General features: G+C 71.3%; 18 protein-coding genes. 3 read left to right on the top strand and 15 right to left on the bottom strand.

Translation table 11 applies throughout. From position 1 onward, the window contains the following. Positions 1 to 26: 26 nt before the first annotated feature. Together OHA68_RS10505 and OHA68_RS10500 are read left to right on the top strand one after the other, a co-directional pair. Positions 27 to 1,208, top strand: coding sequence for an alpha/beta hydrolase family protein (locus tag OHA68_RS10505; RefSeq protein WP_327107446.1), 1,182 nt, complete (start codon positions 27 to 29; stop codon positions 1,206 to 1,208). Positions 1,209 to 1,292: 84 nt separating this feature from the next. After that, complete coding sequence (locus OHA68_RS10500; protein WP_327107445.1) at positions 1,293 to 2,441, top strand: amidohydrolase family protein; 1,149 nt, start codon at positions 1,293 to 1,295, stop codon at positions 2,439 to 2,441. Positions 2,442 to 2,565: 124 nt separating this feature from the next. Here OHA68_RS10500 and OHA68_RS10495 read toward each other — a convergent pair whose 3' ends face one another. From OHA68_RS10495 to OHA68_RS10475, 5 genes are all read right to left on the bottom strand, one after another. Continuing rightward, positions 2,566 to 3,597, bottom strand: coding sequence for an aldo/keto reductase (locus OHA68_RS10495; protein WP_327109486.1), 1,032 nt, complete (start codon positions 3,595 to 3,597; stop codon positions 2,566 to 2,568). A gap of 86 nt (positions 3,598 to 3,683) precedes the next feature. Then, the gene (locus OHA68_RS10490; protein ID WP_327107444.1) at positions 3,684 to 4,826 is read right to left on the bottom strand and encodes a serine hydrolase domain-containing protein; all 1,143 of its coding nucleotides are present in this window, start codon (positions 4,824 to 4,826) and stop codon (positions 3,684 to 3,686) included. Continuing rightward, on the bottom strand, positions 4,823 to 7,636 hold the full coding sequence (locus OHA68_RS10485) for a branched-chain amino acid ABC transporter permease/ATP-binding protein (protein ID WP_327107443.1): 2,814 nt from the start codon (positions 7,634 to 7,636) through the stop codon (positions 4,823 to 4,825). Before OHA68_RS10485 ends, OHA68_RS10490 begins: the two co-directional genes overlap by 4 nt. Further along, positions 7,633 to 8,367 carry an ABC transporter ATP-binding protein gene (locus tag OHA68_RS10480; RefSeq protein ID WP_327107442.1) on the bottom strand — a complete coding sequence of 245 codons (735 nt, stop codon included), beginning with the start codon at positions 8,365 to 8,367 and terminating at the stop codon, positions 7,633 to 7,635. The genes OHA68_RS10485 and OHA68_RS10480 overlap by 4 nt, the downstream gene beginning before the upstream one ends. After that, a complete protein-coding gene (locus tag OHA68_RS10475) occupies positions 8,364 to 9,611 on the bottom strand; it encodes an ABC transporter substrate-binding protein (protein WP_327107441.1) in 1,248 nt (415 codons plus the stop codon). The genes OHA68_RS10480 and OHA68_RS10475 overlap by 4 nt, the downstream gene beginning before the upstream one ends. A 215-nt stretch (positions 9,612 to 9,826) precedes the next feature. Here OHA68_RS10475 and OHA68_RS10470 point away from each other — a divergent pair, with 215 nt between their 5' ends. Beyond that, a complete protein-coding gene (locus OHA68_RS10470; RefSeq protein WP_327107440.1) occupies positions 9,827 to 10,975 on the top strand; it encodes an acetyl-CoA C-acetyltransferase in 1,149 nt (382 codons plus the stop codon). A gap of 145 nt (positions 10,976 to 11,120) precedes the next feature. Here the strand turns inward: OHA68_RS10470 and OHA68_RS10465 are convergent, their stop codons facing one another. From OHA68_RS10465 to OHA68_RS10420, 10 genes are all read right to left on the bottom strand, one after another. After that, the gene (locus tag OHA68_RS10465; protein WP_327107439.1) at positions 11,121 to 12,875 is read right to left on the bottom strand and encodes a CocE/NonD family hydrolase; all 1,755 of its coding nucleotides are present in this window, start codon (positions 12,873 to 12,875) and stop codon (positions 11,121 to 11,123) included. Beyond that, a complete protein-coding gene (locus OHA68_RS10460) occupies positions 12,872 to 13,564 on the bottom strand; it encodes an ABC transporter ATP-binding protein (RefSeq protein WP_327107438.1) in 693 nt (230 codons plus the stop codon). Before OHA68_RS10460 ends, OHA68_RS10465 begins: the two co-directional genes overlap by 4 nt. After that, a complete protein-coding gene (locus OHA68_RS10455) occupies positions 13,551 to 14,339 on the bottom strand; it encodes an ABC transporter ATP-binding protein (RefSeq protein ID WP_327107437.1) in 789 nt (262 codons plus the stop codon). The genes OHA68_RS10460 and OHA68_RS10455 overlap by 14 nt, the downstream gene beginning before the upstream one ends. Then, complete coding sequence (locus OHA68_RS10450; RefSeq protein WP_327107436.1) at positions 14,336 to 15,241, bottom strand: branched-chain amino acid ABC transporter permease; 906 nt, start codon at positions 15,239 to 15,241, stop codon at positions 14,336 to 14,338. The genes OHA68_RS10455 and OHA68_RS10450 overlap by 4 nt, the downstream gene beginning before the upstream one ends. Then, positions 15,234 to 16,085: a branched-chain amino acid ABC transporter permease gene (locus tag OHA68_RS10445; protein WP_327107435.1), complete on the bottom strand. Its 852-nt coding sequence runs from the start codon at positions 16,083 to 16,085 to the stop codon at positions 15,234 to 15,236. The genes OHA68_RS10450 and OHA68_RS10445 overlap by 8 nt, the downstream gene beginning before the upstream one ends. Positions 16,086 to 16,243: 158 nt before the next feature. Then, the gene (locus OHA68_RS10440) at positions 16,244 to 16,720 is read right to left on the bottom strand and encodes a VOC family protein (RefSeq protein ID WP_327107434.1); all 477 of its coding nucleotides are present in this window, start codon (positions 16,718 to 16,720) and stop codon (positions 16,244 to 16,246) included. Between the two features lie 77 nt (positions 16,721 to 16,797). Then, positions 16,798 to 17,982: an ABC transporter substrate-binding protein gene (locus OHA68_RS10435; RefSeq protein WP_327107433.1), complete on the bottom strand. Its 1,185-nt coding sequence runs from the start codon at positions 17,980 to 17,982 to the stop codon at positions 16,798 to 16,800. A 133-nt stretch (positions 17,983 to 18,115) separates the two neighbouring features. Next, positions 18,116 to 19,108, bottom strand: a complete 993-nt coding sequence (locus tag OHA68_RS10430) for an aldo/keto reductase (protein WP_327107432.1) — start codon at positions 19,106 to 19,108, stop codon at positions 18,116 to 18,118. A gap of 32 nt (positions 19,109 to 19,140) precedes the next feature. Next, on the bottom strand, positions 19,141 to 19,539 hold the full coding sequence (locus OHA68_RS10425; RefSeq protein WP_327107431.1) for a MaoC/PaaZ C-terminal domain-containing protein: 399 nt from the start codon (positions 19,537 to 19,539) through the stop codon (positions 19,141 to 19,143). Next, entirely contained in the window at positions 19,536 to 20,006 is a 471-nt protein-coding gene (locus OHA68_RS10420) for an FAS1-like dehydratase domain-containing protein (RefSeq protein ID WP_327107430.1), read from the bottom strand. The genes OHA68_RS10425 and OHA68_RS10420 overlap by 4 nt, the downstream gene beginning before the upstream one ends. Positions 20,007 to 20,036 lie beyond the last annotated feature (30 nt).

Here is a 20,036-nt window from a genome sequence, read left to right as displayed (position 1 = left end):
GACATCACCTGCTGAGGAGGACGAGAGTGGTAGCCGCCATCCGCGATGCCGAATGGTACGCGCAGTTCCCGGACGACTATCGGTGGTCGTACAACGTCATGCTGGCGCTCGCCCAGATACCGACCGGCGGCGGTGAGGTCGGTGAGATCGACCGGGTCTGCCGCCGCCTGGCCGGTCACGTCGGCGACGACGAGCGGTGGTTCCGCGAGTGGCGGGCCATGGGCGACCAGGTCCGCACGCTCGCCGAGCGGGCCGAGGGCCTCGGCGACCGGCGCGCCGCGATGGCGCACTACCGGCGGGCGTCGAACTACTACTTCGCGGCCGAGCGGTTCCGCTTCCCGAAGGACGAGGACGCGCTGGACACCTACCGCGCCATGCTGGACACCTTCCGCCGGGCCGCCGAGCTCGACGACCGGTATCGGATCGAGTTCGTGGAGATTCCGTACGAGTCGAGCTCGCTGCCGGCGTTCTTCGTCTCCGCGGCGGCCACGCCCGAGGGCCGTGCGCCGGTCGTGGTGTTCATGAACGGTTTCGACGGCAACAAGGAGCTCAACTGGTTCCTCGGCATCGAGGATCTCCTCGCCCGTGGCGTCTCCGTGCTGTCGCTGGACAGTCCGGGTGTCGGTGAGGCGATCCGGTTCCGCGGCATTCCGCTGCGGCACGACTACGAGGTGGCCGGCAGCGCCGCCGTCGACTGGCTGGAGACCCGGCCGGACGTTGACCCGGACCGGATCGGGGTGATGGCGCTGAGCCTCGGCGGCTACTACGCCTCGCGCAGCGCGAGCATGGAGCCCCGGTTCAAGGCGTGCGTCGCCTGGGGAGCGATCTGGGACTATCACCGCATCTGGCGCGAGCGCATCGAGGCCGCGTTCGCCAAGCAACTGCCCGTCCCCGGCGCGCACCTGGTCTGGTCGACGGGCACCGCCTCCACCGAGGAGGCGCTCCAGGTCCTGGAGGGGTTCCGGCTCGCCGAGGTGGTGCCCCGGATGACGGGCGCGTTCCTGCTCGTGCACGGCGAGGACGACCAGCAGGTCCCGGTGGCCGACGCGCGGCTGCTGTTCGACGCCTGCGGCTCCGCCGACAAGACGCTGCGGATCTTCACCGGTGCCGAGGGCGGTGCGCAGCACTGCCAGATGGACAACCTGTCGATCGCGGTGCCCGAGATCAACCGATGGCTGGCCGATCGGCTCGGCGCCACCGCTGGATAACGACCGGTTTAACGGCAGCACGCCTACCGTGCTCGCACGGGGCCGGAACCCCTCGCCCGCTCACCTCATGGAGAGTGCCACATCATGACAAACGGTAACCCCCGCCCTCTCATCTCGGTCGACTCCCACGTGGTGGAGCCCAAGGACCTCTGGCTCAAGCGGCTGCCGAAGCGCTTCCAGCACCAGGCTCCACAGGTGCAGTCCACCGACAAGGGCGACTACTTCGTGGTCCCCAACACCGGCATGCCGCCCAAGCCGGTCGGCACCGAAGGCGCCATGATCAACACCAAGATCAACGGTGTGATCACCCGGGCCACCGGTTACAAGTTCGAGGACCAGCGTCCCGGCGCCTACGACCCGGCCGCCCGCCTGGTGGACCAGGACAGCCAGGGCGTCCGGGCCGAGATCGTCTATCCCGGCTGGCTCATCGTGCACAGCATCCCCGACTTCGACCTCAAGGTCGCCTGCGTGCGCGCGTACAACGACTGGCTGTTCGAGGAGTTCTGCTCCCACGACCCCGAGCGGCTCGTCGGCGCTGTGGCGCTGCCCGTCGGCGACGGCCCGATCCAGCCCGCCATCGACGAGGCCCAGCGCTGGGCCGCACGCGGCGCCAAGACCTTCCTGCTGCCGCAGTCGGTCCCCGGCAAGGCCTGGGGCGACGAGCACTTCGAGCCCTTGTGGGCCGTCCTGGAGGAGATCGGGCTGCCCGTCGGGTTCCACCAGGCCGCCGGCCAGGTGGCCATGTTCAACGACAAGACCACGCCCGGCGTGTTCTGGACCACCGCCATCGGCAACAAGATCAGCCTGGGCTGGGTGTTCATGCAGCTGGTGTACGGCGCCGTCCCCGAGCGCCACCCCGGCCTGCGGTTCATCCTGGTCGAAGGCGGCATCGGCTGGATCGCCTTCCAGCTCAACACGATGGACCACATGTTCACCGACCACCACCGCTGGACCGTCCCCGAGCTGGCGCTCAAGCCCAGCGACTACTTCAACCGCCAGTTCTGGGCCACCTTCGAGGACGACCGCCCCGGCATCCTCACCCTGCCCATGCTGGACTCCTCCCGGCTGATGTGGGCCGGGGACTACCCGCACACCGAGGGGAACTTCCCCTACGCCCAGGAGCAGGTCGCGCACGACTTCCAGGGCGTCGACGAGGCCACCGTCGCCGCGATCACCCACAACAACGCGATCGACCTGTTCGGCCTGTCCATCCCCAGCCTCGCCCATGCGTGAGGAGTTTGTGGATCTCGGCAAGCCGTGAGGTGCGGCGGCGGGAGACGCGAACGGCCAGGGTGATCCCCTGGCCGTTCGCGTTCTCGGGTGCGGGTCAGATCCTGTTCGGGTCCGTGGAGACGGGTCAGATCCTGTTCGGGTGGGGGCGGAAGCGGGGGCCGCCGAGCGGGTCGTACCAGCCGGCGACCTTGTCACCCGGCGGGGCCACCGCGTCGATCGCGGCCAGGTCCTCGGCCGTCCACTCGATCGCCGGCGACTCCGCGCACGAGTCGAGGTCGGCCAGCCGCTCCGGCCCGGCCAGCACGCTCGTCACGCCGGGCTGCCGCACCACCCAGGAGAAGGCCAGTTGGGCGACGGTCACGCCCTGCCGGGCCGCGATCGTCTCCAGCACGTCGAGCACGTCGAACACCGGGTCGGCGAACCGGTCACCGGCGAAGCCGGCGAGCACGCCGCCCGCGCCGTACCGGCTGCCCGCCGTCGGCGGCTCACCGCGCCGGTACTGGCCCGTCAGCACCCCGCCGCCCAGCGGCGCCCACGGGTTCACGGCCAGCCCGAACGTCTCGGCCATCGGGAGCAGCTCACGCTCGACCCGCCGGTCGAGGATGTTGTACGGCGGGGTCTCGGCCACGATCCGGTTGAGCCCGAACTCCTTGGCCACCCACAGCGACTCGACGACCTCCCACGCGGCGGACGTGCTCACCCCCAGATAACGGACCTTGCCCGCGCGCACCAGGTCGTCCAGGGCGCGCAACGGCTCGTCCACCGGGACGTCCGGGTCGAACCGGTGCAGGGTGAACACATCGACGTGGTCGGTCCGCAGCCGCCGCAGGCTCGCCTCGCACTGGCTGATCAGATGCCGCCGGCTCACCCCCCGCCCGTTGGGGTCCGCGGTGTCGACCGGCATGTACGCCTTGGTGTTGATCACCACCCGGTCGCGCCTGGACGACTTCGCCAGACAGGCCCCGACGACGGACTCACTGCGCCCGGGCGCTCCGCCGTAGTTGTTGGCCGTGTCGAAGAAGTTCACGCCCAGGTCGAGCGCCCGGTCGATGATCCGGGCCGACTCGGCCTCGTCGGCCCGGTCGCCGAACATCCAGCACCCCAGGCCCAGCGCGCTCACCCGCATACCGGTCCGCCCGAACGGCCGATACTCCATCGCGGTCACCCCTCACTCCGCACGCGCGACCGCGCGCTGTGCGTGCCGGTACGGCCGGACGGCCGGTATTCCATCGCGTTCGCCCCTCAGTCCACGCCCGCGACCGCGCGCACGGCGTCGGCCAGCGGGACGAACGGTTCGGCGCCGGGTTCGGCGCCGAGGAACATCCGGTTGTGGGTGATGACGACGGCCAGCCCGGTCGCGAGGTCGGCCCAGCCCATCGATCCGCCCACCCCGGCGTGCGCGAGCACCTGAGTCGAAGGGCCGAGCAGCGGGTCGGCCGGCGGGGACGCCCCGCCCAGCCAGAAGCCGCCGGTACCGACCCAGGTGGGTCCCTGGTAGACCTCGTCGAACTCGTCGGCGCCCGGCCGCGGCGTCGTCAGGGCGAGCAGGCGGTCGGCCGAGACGTACCGGCGGCCCCCGAACTCGCCGCCGTTGGCCAGCATGCTGAAGAACCGGGCGCCCGCGCGGGCCGACATCACCGCGCCGGCCGCCGGGATCGACGCCGACCGGAAGCGGGGGTCGTTCCAGCGGTCCGCGTCGGGGCGGATCTCCGGCGGCATGGACAGCAGCGGCACCCCGGTCATCGGCGCCCGCGTGGGCGGGTTCGCCCCCCAGGTCAGGCGCGCGACCCGGGGCTCGTGCTCGGCGGGGAGCACGTCCCAGACGTCGTCCGCGCCGAGCGGCAGGCACAGCTCCTCGCGCAGGAATCGGTCGTACGGACGGTGGCTCGGGTCGGTGCGGGTGATGACCTCACCGAGGATGTGCCCGAAGCTGATCGAGTGGTACATCGAGCGTTCACCCGGCGGGTGCAGCGGTTCGACGCCGGTGAGCCAGGCGGTGATCGCGTCCCGGTCCGCGAGTCCGGCGGCGTCCAGGTCCCGCGGCATGTGCGGGACGCCCGCGCGGTGGGTGAGCACCTGGCGGACGGTGACGGCCTCCTTGCCGTGCTGCCCGTACTCCGGCCAGTACGTCGCGATCGGCTCGTCCAGGTCCACCAGCCCTCGCTCGCACTGCACCTGGATCGCCGTGGCGACCAGCGCCTTGCTCACCGAGAAGACGGGGAACAGGGTGTCACCGTCGACGGCCCGGCCGTCCCGTTCGTCGGCGGCGCCGGTCCACGCGTCGACGATGAGCTCGCCGCCGAGATAGGCGGCGACCTGTACGCCGACCTCGCCCAGCGCGACGGCGCGGGCGAGCGCGGCCTCGATCCGATCGTCGGACCTCATTGCTCGACTTCCTCTCTCCTTCGGACGGGCCCGTCCTGGTCCGGCCCGTCCTGGTCCGGCCCGTCCTGGTCCGGCCCGTCCTGGTCCGGCTCGTCCACGTGCGGTTCGTCCACGTGCGGCTCGTCCACGTGCGGCTCGTTCTTGCCCGGCACGGTCTCCTCGTCCTCGTCGCCGAGGTAGGCGGCGATGACCTGGGGGTCGCGGCGGACGTCGGCGGGGGTCCCGTCGGCGATGATCCGCCCGCGCTCCATCACGATCAGCCGGTCGCACACCCGCATCACCAGCTCCATGTCGTGCTCGACCACCAGGACGCCCATGCCGCGCTCGTCGGCGAGCCGCCGGAGCAGGACGCCGAGTTCGGCCGACTCGGTCGAGCTCAGCCCGGCGGCCGGCTCGTCGAGGCAGAGGACGGACGGCTCGGCGGCCACCGCGCGGGCGATGCCGACCAGCCGGCGCCGGCCGTAGGGCAACTCGGTGGGCAGGCGGTCGAGGTCGGGGCCGAGCTCGAACAGCTCGACGGCGGCGAGCGCCCCGGCGGTGAAGGCGGTCGGGCGTGGCCAGACCAGGTCGGTCAGGTAAGCACTGCCGGACCGTGCGTCCACGGAGGCCTTGAGGTTGTCGGCCACCGTCATGTCGTCGAAGAGCTCAAGGCTCTGAAACGAGCGCCCGATCCCCTCGCGCACCCGGCGATGCATCGGCATGGATCCGATCGCCTTGTCCCCGAGCGTGACCGTGCCGGACTTCGGCGCGGTCGCGCCGGTGATCGCGTCGATCAACGTCGTCTTGCCCGCGCCGTTCGGCCCGATGAGCCCGACGACCTCGCCCGGCCCGACGCGCAGCGAGGCGTCCGCCACCGCGACCACCCCGCCGAAGGCCACCGTCAGCCCGTGCCCTTGAAGCACCCGCCCGGGAACCCGCTCGGCAGGTCCAGCCGTGGTGTTCGCTTCTGCGGGACGGCGGCGGCGCGGTAGGTGGAGGTGTCGTCCGAGGCCCTCCGCCGCGCCGTCCGGGCGCACCTGCAGGTACCAGATGGACAGCACGCCGCCGACGAGCGCGATCCACAGCGGCATCGTCGCGCTGTCCGAATCGAGCAGCGTGGAGATGAACCCGCCGGGATGCCCGAGCACGCCGAGCAACGGGCCGGCGATGAAGCCGATGCTGCCCAGCACGACGTAGGACAGCCCCAGGATCGAGTCGAAGGCGGCGAACCCGCGCTCGAACACCATGGTCGGCTGCCGGAACACCACGAGGATCCCGCCGAGCGCGGCGATCGACGCGGACAGGGCGAACGCGTAGAGCTTGACCCGCCACGGGTTCAGCCCGACGGACTCGGCCGCCCGCTCGTTGGTGCGGACCGCGATCATGCGGCGTCCGACCCGGCCGCGCCGCACGTTCGCGACGACCAGCGCGGCGAGGACGAACGCGACCAGGCACACGATCGCCCACCGCCCCGGATGGGTGAGCGAGTCGATCCGCCAGCCGAACAGCTCCAGCGGGTTCGGCAACGGCACGTAGGCGCCGGAGTACGCGGGGTTCTGCAGCAGCACCCCCTGGATCGCCACGGCGGAGCCGAGCGTGGCCACCGCGAAGTTCACGCCCCGAGTGCGCAGCAGCGGCACGCCGAGCACCGCCCCGACGGCGAACGTCGCGATCAGGCTCAGCGCGATCGCCAGCAGGAACGGCAGTTCGGCGCCGGTCAGCAGCAGGCCGGTGATCACCGCGCCGACGCCGGCGAAGCTGAACTGGCTGAGCGAGAGCTGCCCGGTGTAGCCGGTGATGACGACACTGGACAGCAGGATGATCCCGTACGTGCAGGTGATCGTCGCCGCGGTGACGTACGACAGGTCGAACACCGTCGTGAGCAGCACGATCGCGCCCCCGACGAGCCCCAGCAGGAGGAGGGGGCGGACCTGTCCGGTGCCGACCTTGGGCCGGCGCTCGACGATGGACGTGCGGATCCGCTCGCCCGCGCCGCGCCACACCATCACGATCACGATCAGCAGGAACGGCACCGCGTCCGCCCAGCCGGGCGTGGAGATGTACCGGGTCACCTCGGCCTGGCTCACCCCGATCAGCAGCGCGCCGAGATAGGTGAGCGGGAACGAGCGCAGGCCGCCGATCAGCGCGGCGGCGAGCGCCGGCACGATCAGGTGGGTGAGCGTGACGATCTGCACGCCGACGATCGGGGCGAGCAGCACGCCCGCGACGCCGGCGAACACCGAGCCGATCACCCAGTTGGCGGTCGCGATCCGGACCGGGGAGATGCCCAGGGCCGCCGACGCGATCGAGTTCTCCGCCTGCGCCGAGGTGGCCAGCCCGAACCGGGTCCGGCCGTAGCAGACGGTGAGCCCGGCGACGAGCAGGGTGGCGATGAGGAAGGTGATGATCCGGTCCTGGCCCAGGTGGATCCCGAACAGCGACACCGGGTCGGTGGGGAAGATGGCCTGGACGATCCGCTCGTCCGCGCCGTAGCGCAGCGTCAGCGCCGACTGCACGACGACCAGCACGATCAAGGAGACGATGGTACGGCTCAGCGCGGACGTGCGGGCCATGCGCTGGATGGCGAACCGGTAGGTCAGATAGCCGCACAGCGCGGCGGCGAGCAGCGCGCCGAGCACCGCGATCGCGGGCGGCAGCCCCTGGCCGGCGTTGAGCTCCCAGTAGGCGAAGGCCGCGACGGTCCCGACGATGCCGTGGGAGAAGTTGATGATCCCGGACCCGCGGTAGGCGATCACGATGCCGAGGGCGGTCAGCGCCAGCAGCGATCCGGAGGACATCCCGACCAGCGCGAGTTGGATGGCGCCGTTCATGCGCGGTGGCCTCCGCTCCCGGCCGGCTGGTCCTCGTCGGCCGTGGACAGGTAGCTGGCCTCGATCTCGGCCAGCCTTGAGCCCATCTCGGCCGCCGTACCCTCCATCACGATCTCTCCTCGGCGCAGTACGCAGACGCGGTCGGCCACCCGCAGGGCGCGTTTGACCCGCTCTTCGACGATGAGCACGCCGATGCCGCGGTCGGCGGCGGCGCGCAGGCGGGTGAGCAGCCGCGCCACGATCAGCGGGGCCAGGCCGAGGGTCAGCTCGTCGGCGAGCAGCACCTTCGGCGAGCCGGCCAGCGCGCGGGCCAGGGTGAGCATCTGCTGCTCACCGCCGGACATCAGCCCCACCTTGCGATCCAGCAGCGGCTCCAGCTCGGGCATCAGGGCCAGGCTCTCCTCGACGCCGCCCCGCCCGAGGCGGAGGTTCTCCCGGCAGGTGAGGCCCATGAACACCGAGCGGTCCTCGCAGATCAACGCCACGCCGGCGTCGGACCTGCGGTGCAGCCCCTCCGGCGCGGGCCGGCCGTCGAGCAGGACCGACCCGGCGATCGGGGTCAGGACGCCGGACAGGGCCAGCAGGGTCGTGGTCTTGCCGGCGCCGTTCGCGCCAAGCAGGGCGACGATCTCGCCGGGCCGTACCGCGACCGACAGGCCGTGCAGCACGGGGAGGTGGCCGTAGCCGACCTCGAGGTCGATCGCCTCGAGGATCGGCGCGGGTGCCGTCACCCGTTCTCCTTGAGTGCGGCGAGCACGCTGAACGGCTCGGCGGCCGGGCCGTAGGTGCCGTCCTTGACCGTGTAGGTGACGACGTTGGTGTTGAGGATGCGGTCGAAGTCCTTGATGCCCAGGGGCGCGGTGAGGTCGAGAGCCGGTCCGACGCCCGTCTCCACCGCGCTGAGCTTGCCCAGCGCCTGCTGCACCGCCGCGGCGTCGATCGTGCCCTGGACGGATTCGGCGGCCGCCTTCACCGCCGCCACCGCCGACCACACGACCACGCCCGCCGACGTCGGCTTGGCGTCCGGCTTGTACTTCGTCATCGCGTCACGGAACGCCACCATGCCGGCTTCGTCGCTGTTCACCGGCAGGAACGAGTCGGACAGCAGCACGCCCTCGGCGGCCTTGCCCACCTGCTCGATCAGCGCCTGGGTGAGTGAGGCGGCGGCCAGCCCGGCCTTCACCCCCGGTGCGCCGGCGCCCAGGGCGGCGATGGCCTTACCGGCCTCGCCCGGCGGGAGCGCGAGCACCACGCAGTCCGCGCCGTTGGAGACCACCTGGGCGACCGGGGCTCCGTAGTCGGCGTTCGTGGTCGGCACCGCGATCTTCGCGTTCAGCTTCATGCCGAGCGACTTCAGGCCGGCGTCGGCGAAGTCGGCCGACGCGATCGAGGACGGCAGCGACTGCGTGATCGCGTCGACCTTCTTGCAGTCGTAGGTCTTGACCAGCCCGATCGCCGCCCCGCTGAAGGAGACGGGCGTGCCGCCGGGGATCGGCCAGGAGACCTTGCTGGTGAACTCCAGCGGGTTGATCGGGTGGCTGAGCAGCGGGATGCCCGCCTGTTCGAGCACGGGCACCATGCCGCTGCCGCCGACCGACAGGCCGCCGATCACGGCGATCGCGCCCTGGGCGACCGCGTCCTGCGCGCACTTCGCGCTCACGTTCGGGTCGGCCTGGTCGTTGCAGACCGTCAGCTCGACCTGGCGGCCGGCGATGCCGCCGGCGTCGTTCACCGCCGCCACGGCGGCCTCGATCGCCGCCGCCTGGTCCGGGAACCCGACGGACGGCGCGGACACCGTCAGGATGCCGACCATCTTGAGCGGGGCCGCCTCCGGCGAGGCGGCCGGTGCCGCGGCTGACTGCGTGGCGGACGTGGAGGTGGACGTGGAGGTGGACGCTGCGGAGCACGCCGCGGTCAGCGCCAGCGTCGAGGCCACTGCGGCGGCTGCCAGGCGTCGGTTCGTTCGGTTTCTCATGGAGATGGTCCCATCGGCTCGTGAATGGCGGTGGTTCCCCCGAACGCGTCATGGGGCAGCGTCGTGGCGCGGAGTTAACCGCGCCATTACCGGCCGCACCGGTGCGCCCGATAACAGATCCGGTGGCCGGGGCGGGCGCGCGCCGCCGGCCGAGTAACGCCGCCGGGCCTGCCCTTGGGCACCCGGGTTAACGCCGCGTCCGTACGGTCGTCGGCATGGCTGAAGCATTCATCATCGACGCCGTCCGTACCCCTGTGAGCAGGCGTGGCGGGCCGCTGAGCACCGTTCACCCCGCCGATCTCGGCGCGCACAGCATCCGCGCGCTGATCGAGCGGACCGGCATCGACCCCGGACTCGTCGACGACGTGGTGTTCGGCAACGTGGACTCGGTGGGTCCGCAGTCGTTCGACGTCGCCCGTACGTGCTGGCTGGCCGCGGGATATCCGATCCACGTCCCGGGCGTCACCATCGACCGGCAGTGCGGCTCGGCGCAGCAGGCCGTGCACTTCGCGGCCCAGGCCGTGATGAGCGGGACGATGGACCTCGTCGTCGCCGGCGGCGTGCAGAACATGAGCATGGTGCCGATCATGTCGGCGGCCGACGCCGGTAAGGCGCTGGGCTTCGACGACCCGTTCTCCACCTCGGCGGGGTGGACCACCCGCTTCGGGGCGGGCGAGGTCAGCCAGTTCCGGGGCGCGGAGATGATGGCGACGCACTGGGACATCTCCCGGGACGACATGGAGCGGTTCGCCGTCGAGTCGCACACCAGGGCGCTGCGGGCGAACGCCGACAAGCTCTTCGAGCCGGAGATCGCGCCGCTCGGCGGGCTCACCGCCGACAACGGCCCGCGCGAGCCCGACTGGGACAAGATCAGGTCACTGCCGACGCTGCTCCCGGACGGCCGGATCACCGCCGCCTGCGCGAGCCAGGTCAGCGACGGCGCGGCCGCCCTGCTGATCGCCGGTGAGCGGGCGGTGAAACAGCTCGGGCTCACGCCGAGGGCGCGCATCCATCACATGAGCGTGATGGGCGACGACCCGCTCATGATGCTGTCCGCGCCGATCCCCGCCACCCAGCGGGCGCTCAAGCGGGCCGGGATGACGGCGGACGACATCGACGCCGTCGAGATCAACGAGGCGTTCGCGCCCGTGGTGCTCGCCTGGCTGAAGGAGACCGGCTTCGACCCGGCGAAGGTCAACCCCAACGGCGGCGCGATCGCGCTCGGCCACCCGCTCGGCGCCACCGGGGCCCGGCTGATGACGACGCTGCTCAACCACCTGGAGCGGACGGGCGGCAGGTACGGCCTGCAGACGATGTGCGAGGGCGGCGGCCAGGCCAACGTCACCATCATCGAGCGACTCTGAGCCCACTGCGGGAGTGACGGCGGGCCGGGCCGGCCGGGGTCGGCCGACCCCGGCCGGCCCGGCCGGCGCCCGCTGGGCCGGCCGGCCAGCGGGTGCCGGCCGGGCCGGAGAAGTGCCGCTGGTCCGGCTCGGCCGGAGACCCCCGTCAGTCCGGCTGAGCCGCCGGGAGGACCGGCAGCGCCAGGTGTGACGGGTGGGCGCTGTTGTGGAAGATCTGCTGGACGGCCACCACGACGTCGTCGGGGCCGGCTGCGTGCGGGTGGACCGCGCTGTTCAGGTTGCGGGCGAACCGCGGGAAGTTCGAGCTCGACACCTCCAGCCGGATCCGGTGCCCGGCGCCGAACGAGTGCGCCACGTCGAACAGGCGGACGGTCAGCTCGTACACCCGCCCCGGCTCGATGAGCTCGTCATGGTCGAACCCGGCACGGTGCCGGGCGCGCACGATGCCCTCGGAGATGTTGGCGCGGAAGCCGCCGGGCTCGACGTCGACGAGCTTGGCGGTGAAGTCCGTGTCCACGGCGCTGCTGGCCGCGTACAGCGTCAGCGTGACCCGCCCGGCGACCAGGACCGGCGCGGACAGCACCGGCGAGGTGTAGACGAGGACGTCGTGGCGCTCCTCGATCGGCGTCTGGTCCTGGATGCCCTCGCCGCCCAGCTCCACCGGCGCGAGAGTGGCGCCGCCGCGGGTCGGCACCGGGTCGAGCGGGTCGTACCGGAAGCTGTCGCCCGGCTCGTCCGGCGCCGGGTCGACCGTGCTCAGCACGCCGTCGCCGGACGCGCCGTTGGCCGCCCCGCCGCCGCGCAGGTAGAGCGTGAGGGGCGTGGCCGGCGGCGGCCAGGTGTCCGAGGTACGCCAGGCCCCTTCGCCCATGACGAAGTAGCGCACCCGCGGCTCGGCGGCCGGCCGCTCGCCGGGTTCCTTCATCCACCGGTCGAACCAGTCCAGCAGGAGCGGGGTCATCGTCCGCCAGCTGCTGTCGGCGGCCGGTCCCCAGTTACGCGAGCCGGTGAACGTGGTGGCGTTGCTCATGTACGACGAGTGCGTCCACGGTCCCAGCACACTGCGGCTGTTCTCCCGTACGAACGGGTCGGGGTGTGACGTCAGCGCGTGGCCGACGGCGAGCTGACCCGGCATGAACGGGTCGTGGTAGCCACCGACCTGCAGCACCGGCACCCTGATCCGGTGAGCCTGTGCGGCGGAGTCGACCGACGCCCAGTAGCCGTCGTAGCCGTGGTGGTCCAGCCAGTCGTGGTACCACGGGGCCAGCTCGGCCGGCACCGGCCCGCCGGCCAGCGGCAGCCGGCGCACCGAGGGCCACAGGTCGCGGGCGCGGTCGAGCCGCTCAGCGAGGGCGTCCCGCTCGGCGCCCGCGGGCATCCGGGCGAGCCGCCCCGCGCCCATGACGCGGGCCCACCACTGCGCCCACGACAACTCCAGCACACCACTCGTGTACGCCCAGCCGTCGTGGTAGGTCCCGCCGGTGAACGCGAGCATCGCCGCCCGGAGATGCGGCGGCGCCGCGATGGCGGTGCGCAGCGCCGTCACCCCCATGCCCGAGCTGCCGTACACGCCGACGCCGCCGTCGCACCACGGCTGCGCCGCGCACCATTCCACGGTGTCGTACCCGTCCGCGTCCTGACCGGCGAACGGCTGCCACGCTCCGTCCGACCCGCCCGTGCCCCGCGCGTCGACCAGGACGGTCGCGTAGCCGCGGTCGAAGGCGGTGACCGGGTTGACGAGCACCGCCAGACTCTCCTTGGCCCTCCTGCCCTGGTAGGGCTGGTGCACCAGCACGGGGAGCGGGTGATCGCCTTCGGCCCGGTACACGTCGGCGCGGAGCACCGTGCCGTCGCGCATCGGGATCTCCGCCCCGAGGTCGACCCACATCCGTGCCGTCATGCCAGATAGGTCTCTAGCAGGTTGCCTTCGAGCTCCTCGCTGCGGCCGGAGGCGACGACGTTGCCGACGACCATGACGTAGGCCCGGTCGGCCACTTCGAGCGCCAGTCCGGCGTTCTGCTCCGAGACCAGCACGGCGGTGCCGGTGGCGACCACGCGGTGCAGCGCGTCCAGCACGTCGCCGACGATGCGCGGGGCCAGCCCCATCGACGGTTCGTCGATCATGAGCAGGCGCGGCCGGGCCATCAGCCCGCGCGCGATCGCCAGCATCTGCTGCTCGCCGCCGGAGAGCACCCCGCCGAGGGAGTCCAGCCGCCGGCCCAGCACCGGGAACAGCTCGATCATCTCCTCCATCCGGCCCGGGATCTCGGCGCCGGGCAGCCGGTAGCCGCCCATGAGCAGGTTGTCCTTCACGGTGAGGGGCGACAGGATCGCCCGGCCCTCGGGGACGTGGCTGACGCCCAGCCGGGCCACCCGGTGGGCCGCCGTCCGCCCGACCGTCCGGCCGTCGATCCGCACCGATCCGCTCGCCGAGCGCACCAGGCCGGAGATGGTCCGCAACAGGGTCGTCTTGCCGGCGCCGTTCGGTCCGACGACGGCCACCGCCTCGCCCGAGCCGACCTCCAGGCTGACGCCGTGCAGCGCTTCCACCGCGCCGTATCTGGCGACCAGAGACTCAACTTCCAGCATCTGATGCCTCCGATCGAAGCCGCTTGTTGGTGCCGAGATAGGCCGTCTTGACCCGCTCGTCCTGCCACACCTCGGTCGGTCCGGCCACGGTGAGGACCTTGCCCCAGTCGAGCACGATCACGCGGTGGCAGACCTCGGTGACGAGCCGGACGTTGTGGTCGACGAGCAGCACGGTCACGCCTTCGGCGTTGACCGCGCGGATGAGCTCGCCGATGTCGTCGGACTCGGTCCTGGTCATCCCGGCGGTCGGCTCGTCGAGCAGCAGGAGCTTGGGCTCGGTGGCCATCGCCCTGGCGATCTCGACCCGCCGCCGCATGCCGTAGGAGAGCTCGGTGACGTCGACGTCGATCACGTCGGTGAGCCCGACGCGGTCGATCAGCCGCCTGGCCACCTCGTGCTGCTCGGCCTCCTCCCTCCTGCGCACCCGGCCCATCTGCCAGCGGCGACCCCGGAAGGACAGGTGCCGGCCGATGAGGACGTTCTCCAGCACGGTGCTCTCGTCGAAGAGCTGCAGGTTCTGGTAGGTGCGGGCGACGCCGGCGGCCGCCAGCCGGTGCGGGCGCACGTTGACCACATCGGTCCCGGCCACGCTGATGCGGCCGGCGGTCGGCGTGAGATAGCCGCTGATGAGGTTGACCACCGTGGTCTTGCCCGCGCCGTTGGGGCCGATGAGTCCGTAGATCTCACCTTCCTGTACGCCGAACGAGACGCCGTCCACGGCTCTCATGCCGCCGAAGTGTTTGCTGACCTCGGACAGCTCCAGCAATGTGGTCATGGGGTCGTCACCTTCTCGGCGGGCTCGTCGATCTCCGGGGCCGGCCGGTTCCGTTCTCGTAGTCGGCGCCGGATACCGCGGTAGAGCGAGCGATCGGACAGTCCGTTGGGCGCGACCAGCAGGACCAGGACGAGCAGCACGCCGTAGATGATGTCCTCCCAGTTGGAGCCCGCGAACTCCAGCATGTCGCGCATGATCGTCAGCCCCCAGGTGACCAGGACCGGTCCCGCCCAGTGGCCGTTGCCGCCGACCAGCACGTAGGTGAACACGATGACCAGGGTGGCGAAGCCGTACTGGTCGGGGCTGATCACCGAGGTGCGGTGCGCCTCAAGCGCGCCGGCGAGCCCGGCCAGGGCGGCGGCCACGGTGAAGCTCACGAACCTGACCCGGAACACGTTGATGCCCAGGCCCTCGGCGGTCCGCTCGTCCAGCCGCACCGCCTTGGCCGCCCGGCCGAAGTGGGAGCGGTGGCCGAGCTCCAGCACGACGAAGGTGACGATCAGCGCGAGAACCAGATACTCGGTCTTCACCTCCAAGGGGATGCCGGCGATGCCGTTCGGGCCGTTCGTCACGTCGCTGATCCGGATCAGCACGACGATGGCCTGCGCGAGCGCCAGGCTGCCCAGCGCCATGTAGATGCCGCGCAGCCGCAGCACGGGCGGCGCGAACAGCGCGCCGATCCCGCCCGCCAGCAGCGTGGCGACCGCGACGCCCGCGACGAACGGGAGCTCGGCCTCCGTCGCCAGGAGCGCGGCGGTGTAGCCGCCCACCGCGGCGAAGCCCATCGGCGCCAGCGACATGATGCCGACCCGGAACGTGACGTGCACGCTCGCGACCAGCAGGGTGAGAATGAGCGCGGTGTCCAGTTGGAAGTGCTGGAGCGGGTCGAGCCAGTCAAACACGTGCGGCCTCCTTCTTCCCGAAGAACCCTGACGGTCGCGCGACCAGCACCACGAGGATGGTGGCGAAGGCGATGATCTCCCGGAACACGCTGGAGACGTACGCGGTGGCGTAGACCTCGATGACGCCGAGGACCAGGCCGCCGATGATGGCGCCCTTCACCGAGCCCATGCCGCCGAGGATGATGACCGCGAAGGCGACCAGGAGCAGGCCGTCCCCGGATGAGTACGACACCTGCGCGGCCGACGCGGCCACGAAGATCCCCGCCACGGCGGCCAGGGCGCCCGCGACGAAGAAGCAGATGGAGAAGACGAGCTGGCTGTTCACGCCCAGCAGCTCGGCGGTCTCGCGGTTGTAGGCCACGGCCCGCACGGCGCGGCCGGACTTCGTCCGGTTCAGCCAGTAGCCCAGGAACGCCATGGCCACCACGGCGATGATCAGCATGACGACCTGGAGCCGTGGCACGTTCTGGCCGGCCAGTTCGAAGGCGCCCACGGGGAAGCCCGCGCGGGGAAAGGCCTCGATCTGCGCGTCGGTGCGCCAGCGCAGCACCGTGGCGAGCACGAGCGAGACCCCGATGGTCGCGACCACGAAGGAGAACTCCGGCGCCTTGCGGGCGCGCAGTGGCGACAGGACCAGGAGGTCCACGAGAACCGACAGCACGCCGGCCGCCACCATGCCCACCAAGATGGCGAGGGGCACGGGAACGCCCAGGTGCAGCGCCACCAGGGCGGCGAAGCTGCCCCAGGTGAGAATCTGCGCGTGCGCGAAGTTGAGGATGCCGAGGACACCCCATACCAGGGTGACGCCCACGCCTAGTAGCGCGTACGTACTTCCCAAGGCCAAGCCGTTAATGGTCTGCTGCACACCATCCTCCGCTCCCTACTAGCAGCCCCGGGGCGGGCAGGCCGTCACCGGTGTGACGACGCCCACACAGGGTCCCGTCCCCTCGTTAACACCGCCGTTACCTGCGTTCACGTGCGTGGACGGGACGGACGCGGGCGTTATCGACGCAGTTCCGGAAACTCCATGAGGGTCAGCAGCGTCCCGTCCGGGTCACGGATCGTGACCACGTGCCGCCGTACGCCCGGCATGGGGGTGAGCGTGACGGGGCCGCCGACCACGGTCACCCCGTGCTCGGCGATCCAGGCCAGCGTGGCCGTCATGTCCCGCACGCGCAGTCCCAGCCGGGCCAGCCCGGTGTCCTTGGCGGTGCGCGCCACCGGCCCGCCGCCGTCGTCGACGAAGTGCAGCAGGTCGATGTACGTGGCGGTGTCGTCGTCGCTCCAGGTGAGCCGGGCCGCCCGGCACCGGACCGGGCCCGTGACGCCCAGGATCGCCCTGAAGTCCGCGCCGGCGTCGAACTCGAAGACCTGCCCGACCACCCGGGCGCCGAGCAGGCGGGTGTAGAAGCCCAGCGACCGGTCGAAATCGTCGCAGACGACGTTGGCGTGAATGAGGTGATCTATGCCGATGGTCATGACAGGTACCTCCGTGGGGAAACGGCGTCGCCCCGGCAGGCCAGGGGGCGGCTTGCCGGGGCGACGGGTCGAGGGGGTTATCGCTTGCAGTCGGGGCTCTTCTCCGGGTCGAACAGCGTGATCTTGCTGTCCACGATCTGAAGCTTGGTGCCCTTGACGCTGGCGGCGCGGTTCTCGGTATAGCCGATCTTGCCGAACGGCGAGTCGATGCCGTCGAGTGCGGCCAGCGCGTCCCGGACCGCCTTCTTGTCCGTGGTGCCGGCGGCCTTGAGCGCGTGCGCCACCGACCACATCGACGCGTAGCCGGCCGCCTCGAACACGGTGGCGGACCGCTTCTCGCCGTTCTGCTGCCAGTAGTCGAGGAAGTGCGTGTTGTTGCCCTCGGCGCTCTGGCCGTTCCACGCGGTCACGTACACGAAGCACTGCATGGCCTTGCCCGCCTGCTCCAGGGCGGCGTCGCTGGCGTCCGGCGCGGCGAACACCGGGACGTCGAAGCCGACCTCGTCGAGCTGCAGGTAGATCGTGCTGATCATGCCGGGCAGCGGCATGGTCACCAGGACGTCCGGCTTGGCCTGCTTGAGCTTGGTGAGCTGGGCCCGCACGTCGGTGTCGGTGCCGACGAAGGTCTCCTCACCCACGGTCGTGATGCCGAGGCCCTCCAGCACCCCCTTGCGCTTGCCCATGACGTTCGCGGCCGCCTCGGAGTCGCCCTGCCACAGGTAGGCGGCGGTCTTGAGCCCGCTGAACGCCTCCGCGAACTCCTTGTCGGCGGGCGGCATCACATTCGCCATGTCCGGATAGAGGCGGAACATGAAGTCGCCGGTCTCGGTGACTCCCCCGGAGGAGAGCCCGACCGTCATCGTCGGGATGCCGCTCTGCTGCAGCTGGGGCGCGGCGGCGAGGAAGGACGGGGTGAGGGTGAAGCCGACGATCGCGTCGACCTTGTCGGCGTTCAGCTTGAGCACCGCCTGGACGGCCTCCTGCTTGTCCGCCTTGGTGTCGATCTCCACGAGCTCGATCTTCGAGCTGCCCAGGAAACCGGTGTCGTTGATCTCCTTGGCCGCGAGCCGGACGCCGTCCCGTTCGCTCGTCCCCACGCCCGCGATCCCCGCCGCGCCGCTCAGGTCCAGGGGAACACCGATCTTGATGGAGCCGGGCAGCCCTGCCTGGGCCGCGGAGCCGCCTTCTTCACCGCCGCCGGAGGCGCACCCCGCCACCAGCAGTGCCGTGCACAGGGCTATGCCGAGTTTGCTGTTTCGCATCTCAACCTCTCGTGTCGCCGACTCCGCAGCGGAGTCACCTGGAACGTGACGGCGAAGCGCCGGCAGACCCAGATCCTGTGAGAACCCCGTTACCAGGGGCGTTATGCTCACGGGGACCTGCCGGCGGAGACGGTCAGGACAGCCCGAGCAGATTCGTGGTCGGCCGGTTCGCGGCAGCCATGATCTTGTCCACCCGGGCGAGCAGCTCGTCGTCGATGGTCACCGTCAGTCCGCTCAGGCCGTCCCGCACCTCGTCCGCGTTGCGGCAGCCGACCAGCGCGACGTCCGAGTGCGGCTGCCGTACGGTCAGGGCCAGCACGAACGCGGCGAGCGAGAGCCCCAGGGAGTCGGCGAGCTCACGCAGCCGCCGGGCGATCGAGACGTTGGCGGCGAACGCGTCACCGGCGAAGAACACGTTCCCGGACGTCCCGGAACGGCCCTCCAGCCGGCTCCGGCCCCGCCAGTCCTCCGGCTCGAACACGTGGTCCTCGGCGAAGTTCTCCGACAGGAGTCCGTGCGCGTACGAGCCGTAGGTGACGCGCAGCCCGCCGCGCTCCCCGGCGTCGGTGAGCTCGTTCAGGTAGCGGTGGTCGAGCAGGCTGAAGCTGTACTCGACCGCGGACGGGATGCCGGTGGCCAGGGCCCGCCTGCTCGCCTCCGCGCCGAAGTTGCAGAAGCCGACGTGGCGGGCGAGACCCTCGTCCTTGAGCCGTTGCAGGTTCTCCATCTGCTGCTCCGGCGTCAGCGAGGGGTCGAACTGGTGCAGCAGGTAGACGTCGACGTAGTCGGTGCGCAGCCGCTCCAGCGACTGCTCCATGAAGGCGCGCAGCGCGCTGTAGGACGAGTCGCAGACCAGGCTCAGCAGATCGGTGGGGTCGGTGTAGCGCACCCCGCCCTTGGTGCACAGCCGGACCTGGTCACGGCGGCCGTCCAGCATCTCGCCGACGAGCGCCTCGGACCGGCCGGAGCCGTAGAAGTGCGCGGTGTCGAAGAACCGCACTCCCGCCTCGTAGGCGGCGGACACGGCGCCCCGGGCGGAGTCCTCGTCCACCGCGCCGTACCCTTGCGCGATCATGGTGCCGCCGCCGAATCCGACGCGGTCGACCAACTCGTTCCCTACCGACATGGCAGTCCTCTCCGGTGCTGGTTGAACAGGTGTTACGAGCTGTGCGCGACCGCGTTGCCCGTCATCACGATCGCGTCGTTCTGGTCGGTCACGGTCAGCGCGACCGCGGCCGTGCCGTCCTCGGCCAGCGACTCGACGCGGGCCCGGACGGTGAGGGTCGCACCCGGGAACACCGGGGTACGGAACCGCGCGTCGTAACGCAGCAGCGCCTCGGGGCCGAACCAGTCGGTGAGCACCCGGCCGGCCAGCGCCATCGTCAACATGCCGTGCGCGAAGACCGACGGGTAGCCGGCGGCCTCCACGGCGAATCGTTCGTCGGTGTGCACCGGGTTGAAGTCGCCGGAGGCGCCCGCGTACTGGACGATCCGCGTCCGCGTCAGGTCGCGGACCGCGACCAGCTCCCTGACCGCGCCGACCTCGACGGCGGTCACGCGCCCGCTCCGACGCTCTTCGAGGTGGTCACCATCACCATCGTCGCGGTGACGACCAGCGCGCCGTCCTGGTCACGGTACTCGGTGAGCTCCTCGGCGAAGGTGAGCGTGCCGCCGCGGCGCCCCGCCTTCTCCCAGGTCCGGCCGGGACGCGTCACCGTGCTGAGCACGTCGCCCTCGCGAACCGGCCGGTGGTACTCGTAGCGCTGCTCGGCGTGCAGGCCCAAGCCGCCCGGGTCGTCGATCGGGGCTCCGGACGGCTCGCCGCCCGACCCGATCCAGGGCTCGTCCGGCTTCGGGCGGACCGCGCTGTCCGGGTCGTAATGGTCCGCCGCCCAGACGAAGGTCGGCGGCGCGATCGCCGGGGTGCCGGTCAGCGCGCCGTGAAAGGCGGGATTGGGGTCGCCGATGGCCCGCGCGAACATCATGATGTGGCCACCCTCGACAGGGAACCGCTCGACTGTCATCCTCGTGCCTCCTGGTTGATCCGATCCTGA

The organism is Nonomuraea glycinis, assembly GCF_035920485.1.
GTDB lineage: Bacteria > Actinomycetota > Actinomycetes > Streptosporangiales > Streptosporangiaceae > Nonomuraea > Nonomuraea glycinis.
Note: the sequence above shows the minus strand (reverse complement) of the source record. Positions and strands in the feature narration are given on the sequence as shown.

Excerpts from the sequence above, each read along its gene's own strand:
- OHA68_RS10500 (WP_327107445.1), top strand. The coding sequence starts at position 1,293 with ATGACAAACGGTAACCCCCGCCCTCTCATCTCGGTCGACTCCCACGTG.
- OHA68_RS10495 (WP_327109486.1), bottom strand. The coding sequence starts at position 3,597 with ATGGAGTATCGGCCGTTCGGGCGGACCGGTATGCGGGTGAGCGCGCTG.
- OHA68_RS10490 (WP_327107444.1), bottom strand. The coding sequence starts at position 4,826 with ATGAGGTCCGACGATCGGATCGAGGCCGCGCTCGCCCGCGCCGTCGCG.
- OHA68_RS10485 (WP_327107443.1), bottom strand. The coding sequence starts at position 7,636 with ATGAACGGCGCCATCCAACTCGCGCTGGTCGGGATGTCCTCCGGATCG.
- OHA68_RS10475 (WP_327107441.1), bottom strand. The coding sequence starts at position 9,611 with ATGAGAAACCGAACGAACCGACGCCTGGCAGCCGCCGCAGTGGCCTCG.
- OHA68_RS10470 (WP_327107440.1), top strand. The coding sequence starts at position 9,827 with ATGGCTGAAGCATTCATCATCGACGCCGTCCGTACCCCTGTGAGCAGG.
- OHA68_RS10465 (WP_327107439.1), bottom strand. The coding sequence starts at position 12,875 with ATGACGGCACGGATGTGGGTCGACCTCGGGGCGGAGATCCCGATGCGC.
- OHA68_RS10460 (WP_327107438.1), bottom strand. The coding sequence starts at position 13,564 with ATGCTGGAAGTTGAGTCTCTGGTCGCCAGATACGGCGCGGTGGAAGCG.
- OHA68_RS10455 (WP_327107437.1), bottom strand. The coding sequence starts at position 14,339 with ATGACCACATTGCTGGAGCTGTCCGAGGTCAGCAAACACTTCGGCGGC.
- OHA68_RS10440 (WP_327107434.1), bottom strand. The coding sequence starts at position 16,720 with ATGACCATCGGCATAGATCACCTCATTCACGCCAACGTCGTCTGCGAC.
- OHA68_RS10435 (WP_327107433.1), bottom strand. The coding sequence starts at position 17,982 with ATGCGAAACAGCAAACTCGGCATAGCCCTGTGCACGGCACTGCTGGTG.
- OHA68_RS10430 (WP_327107432.1), bottom strand. The coding sequence starts at position 19,108 with ATGTCGGTAGGGAACGAGTTGGTCGACCGCGTCGGATTCGGCGGCGGC.
- OHA68_RS10420 (WP_327107430.1), bottom strand. The coding sequence starts at position 20,006 with ATGACAGTCGAGCGGTTCCCTGTCGAGGGTGGCCACATCATGATGTTC.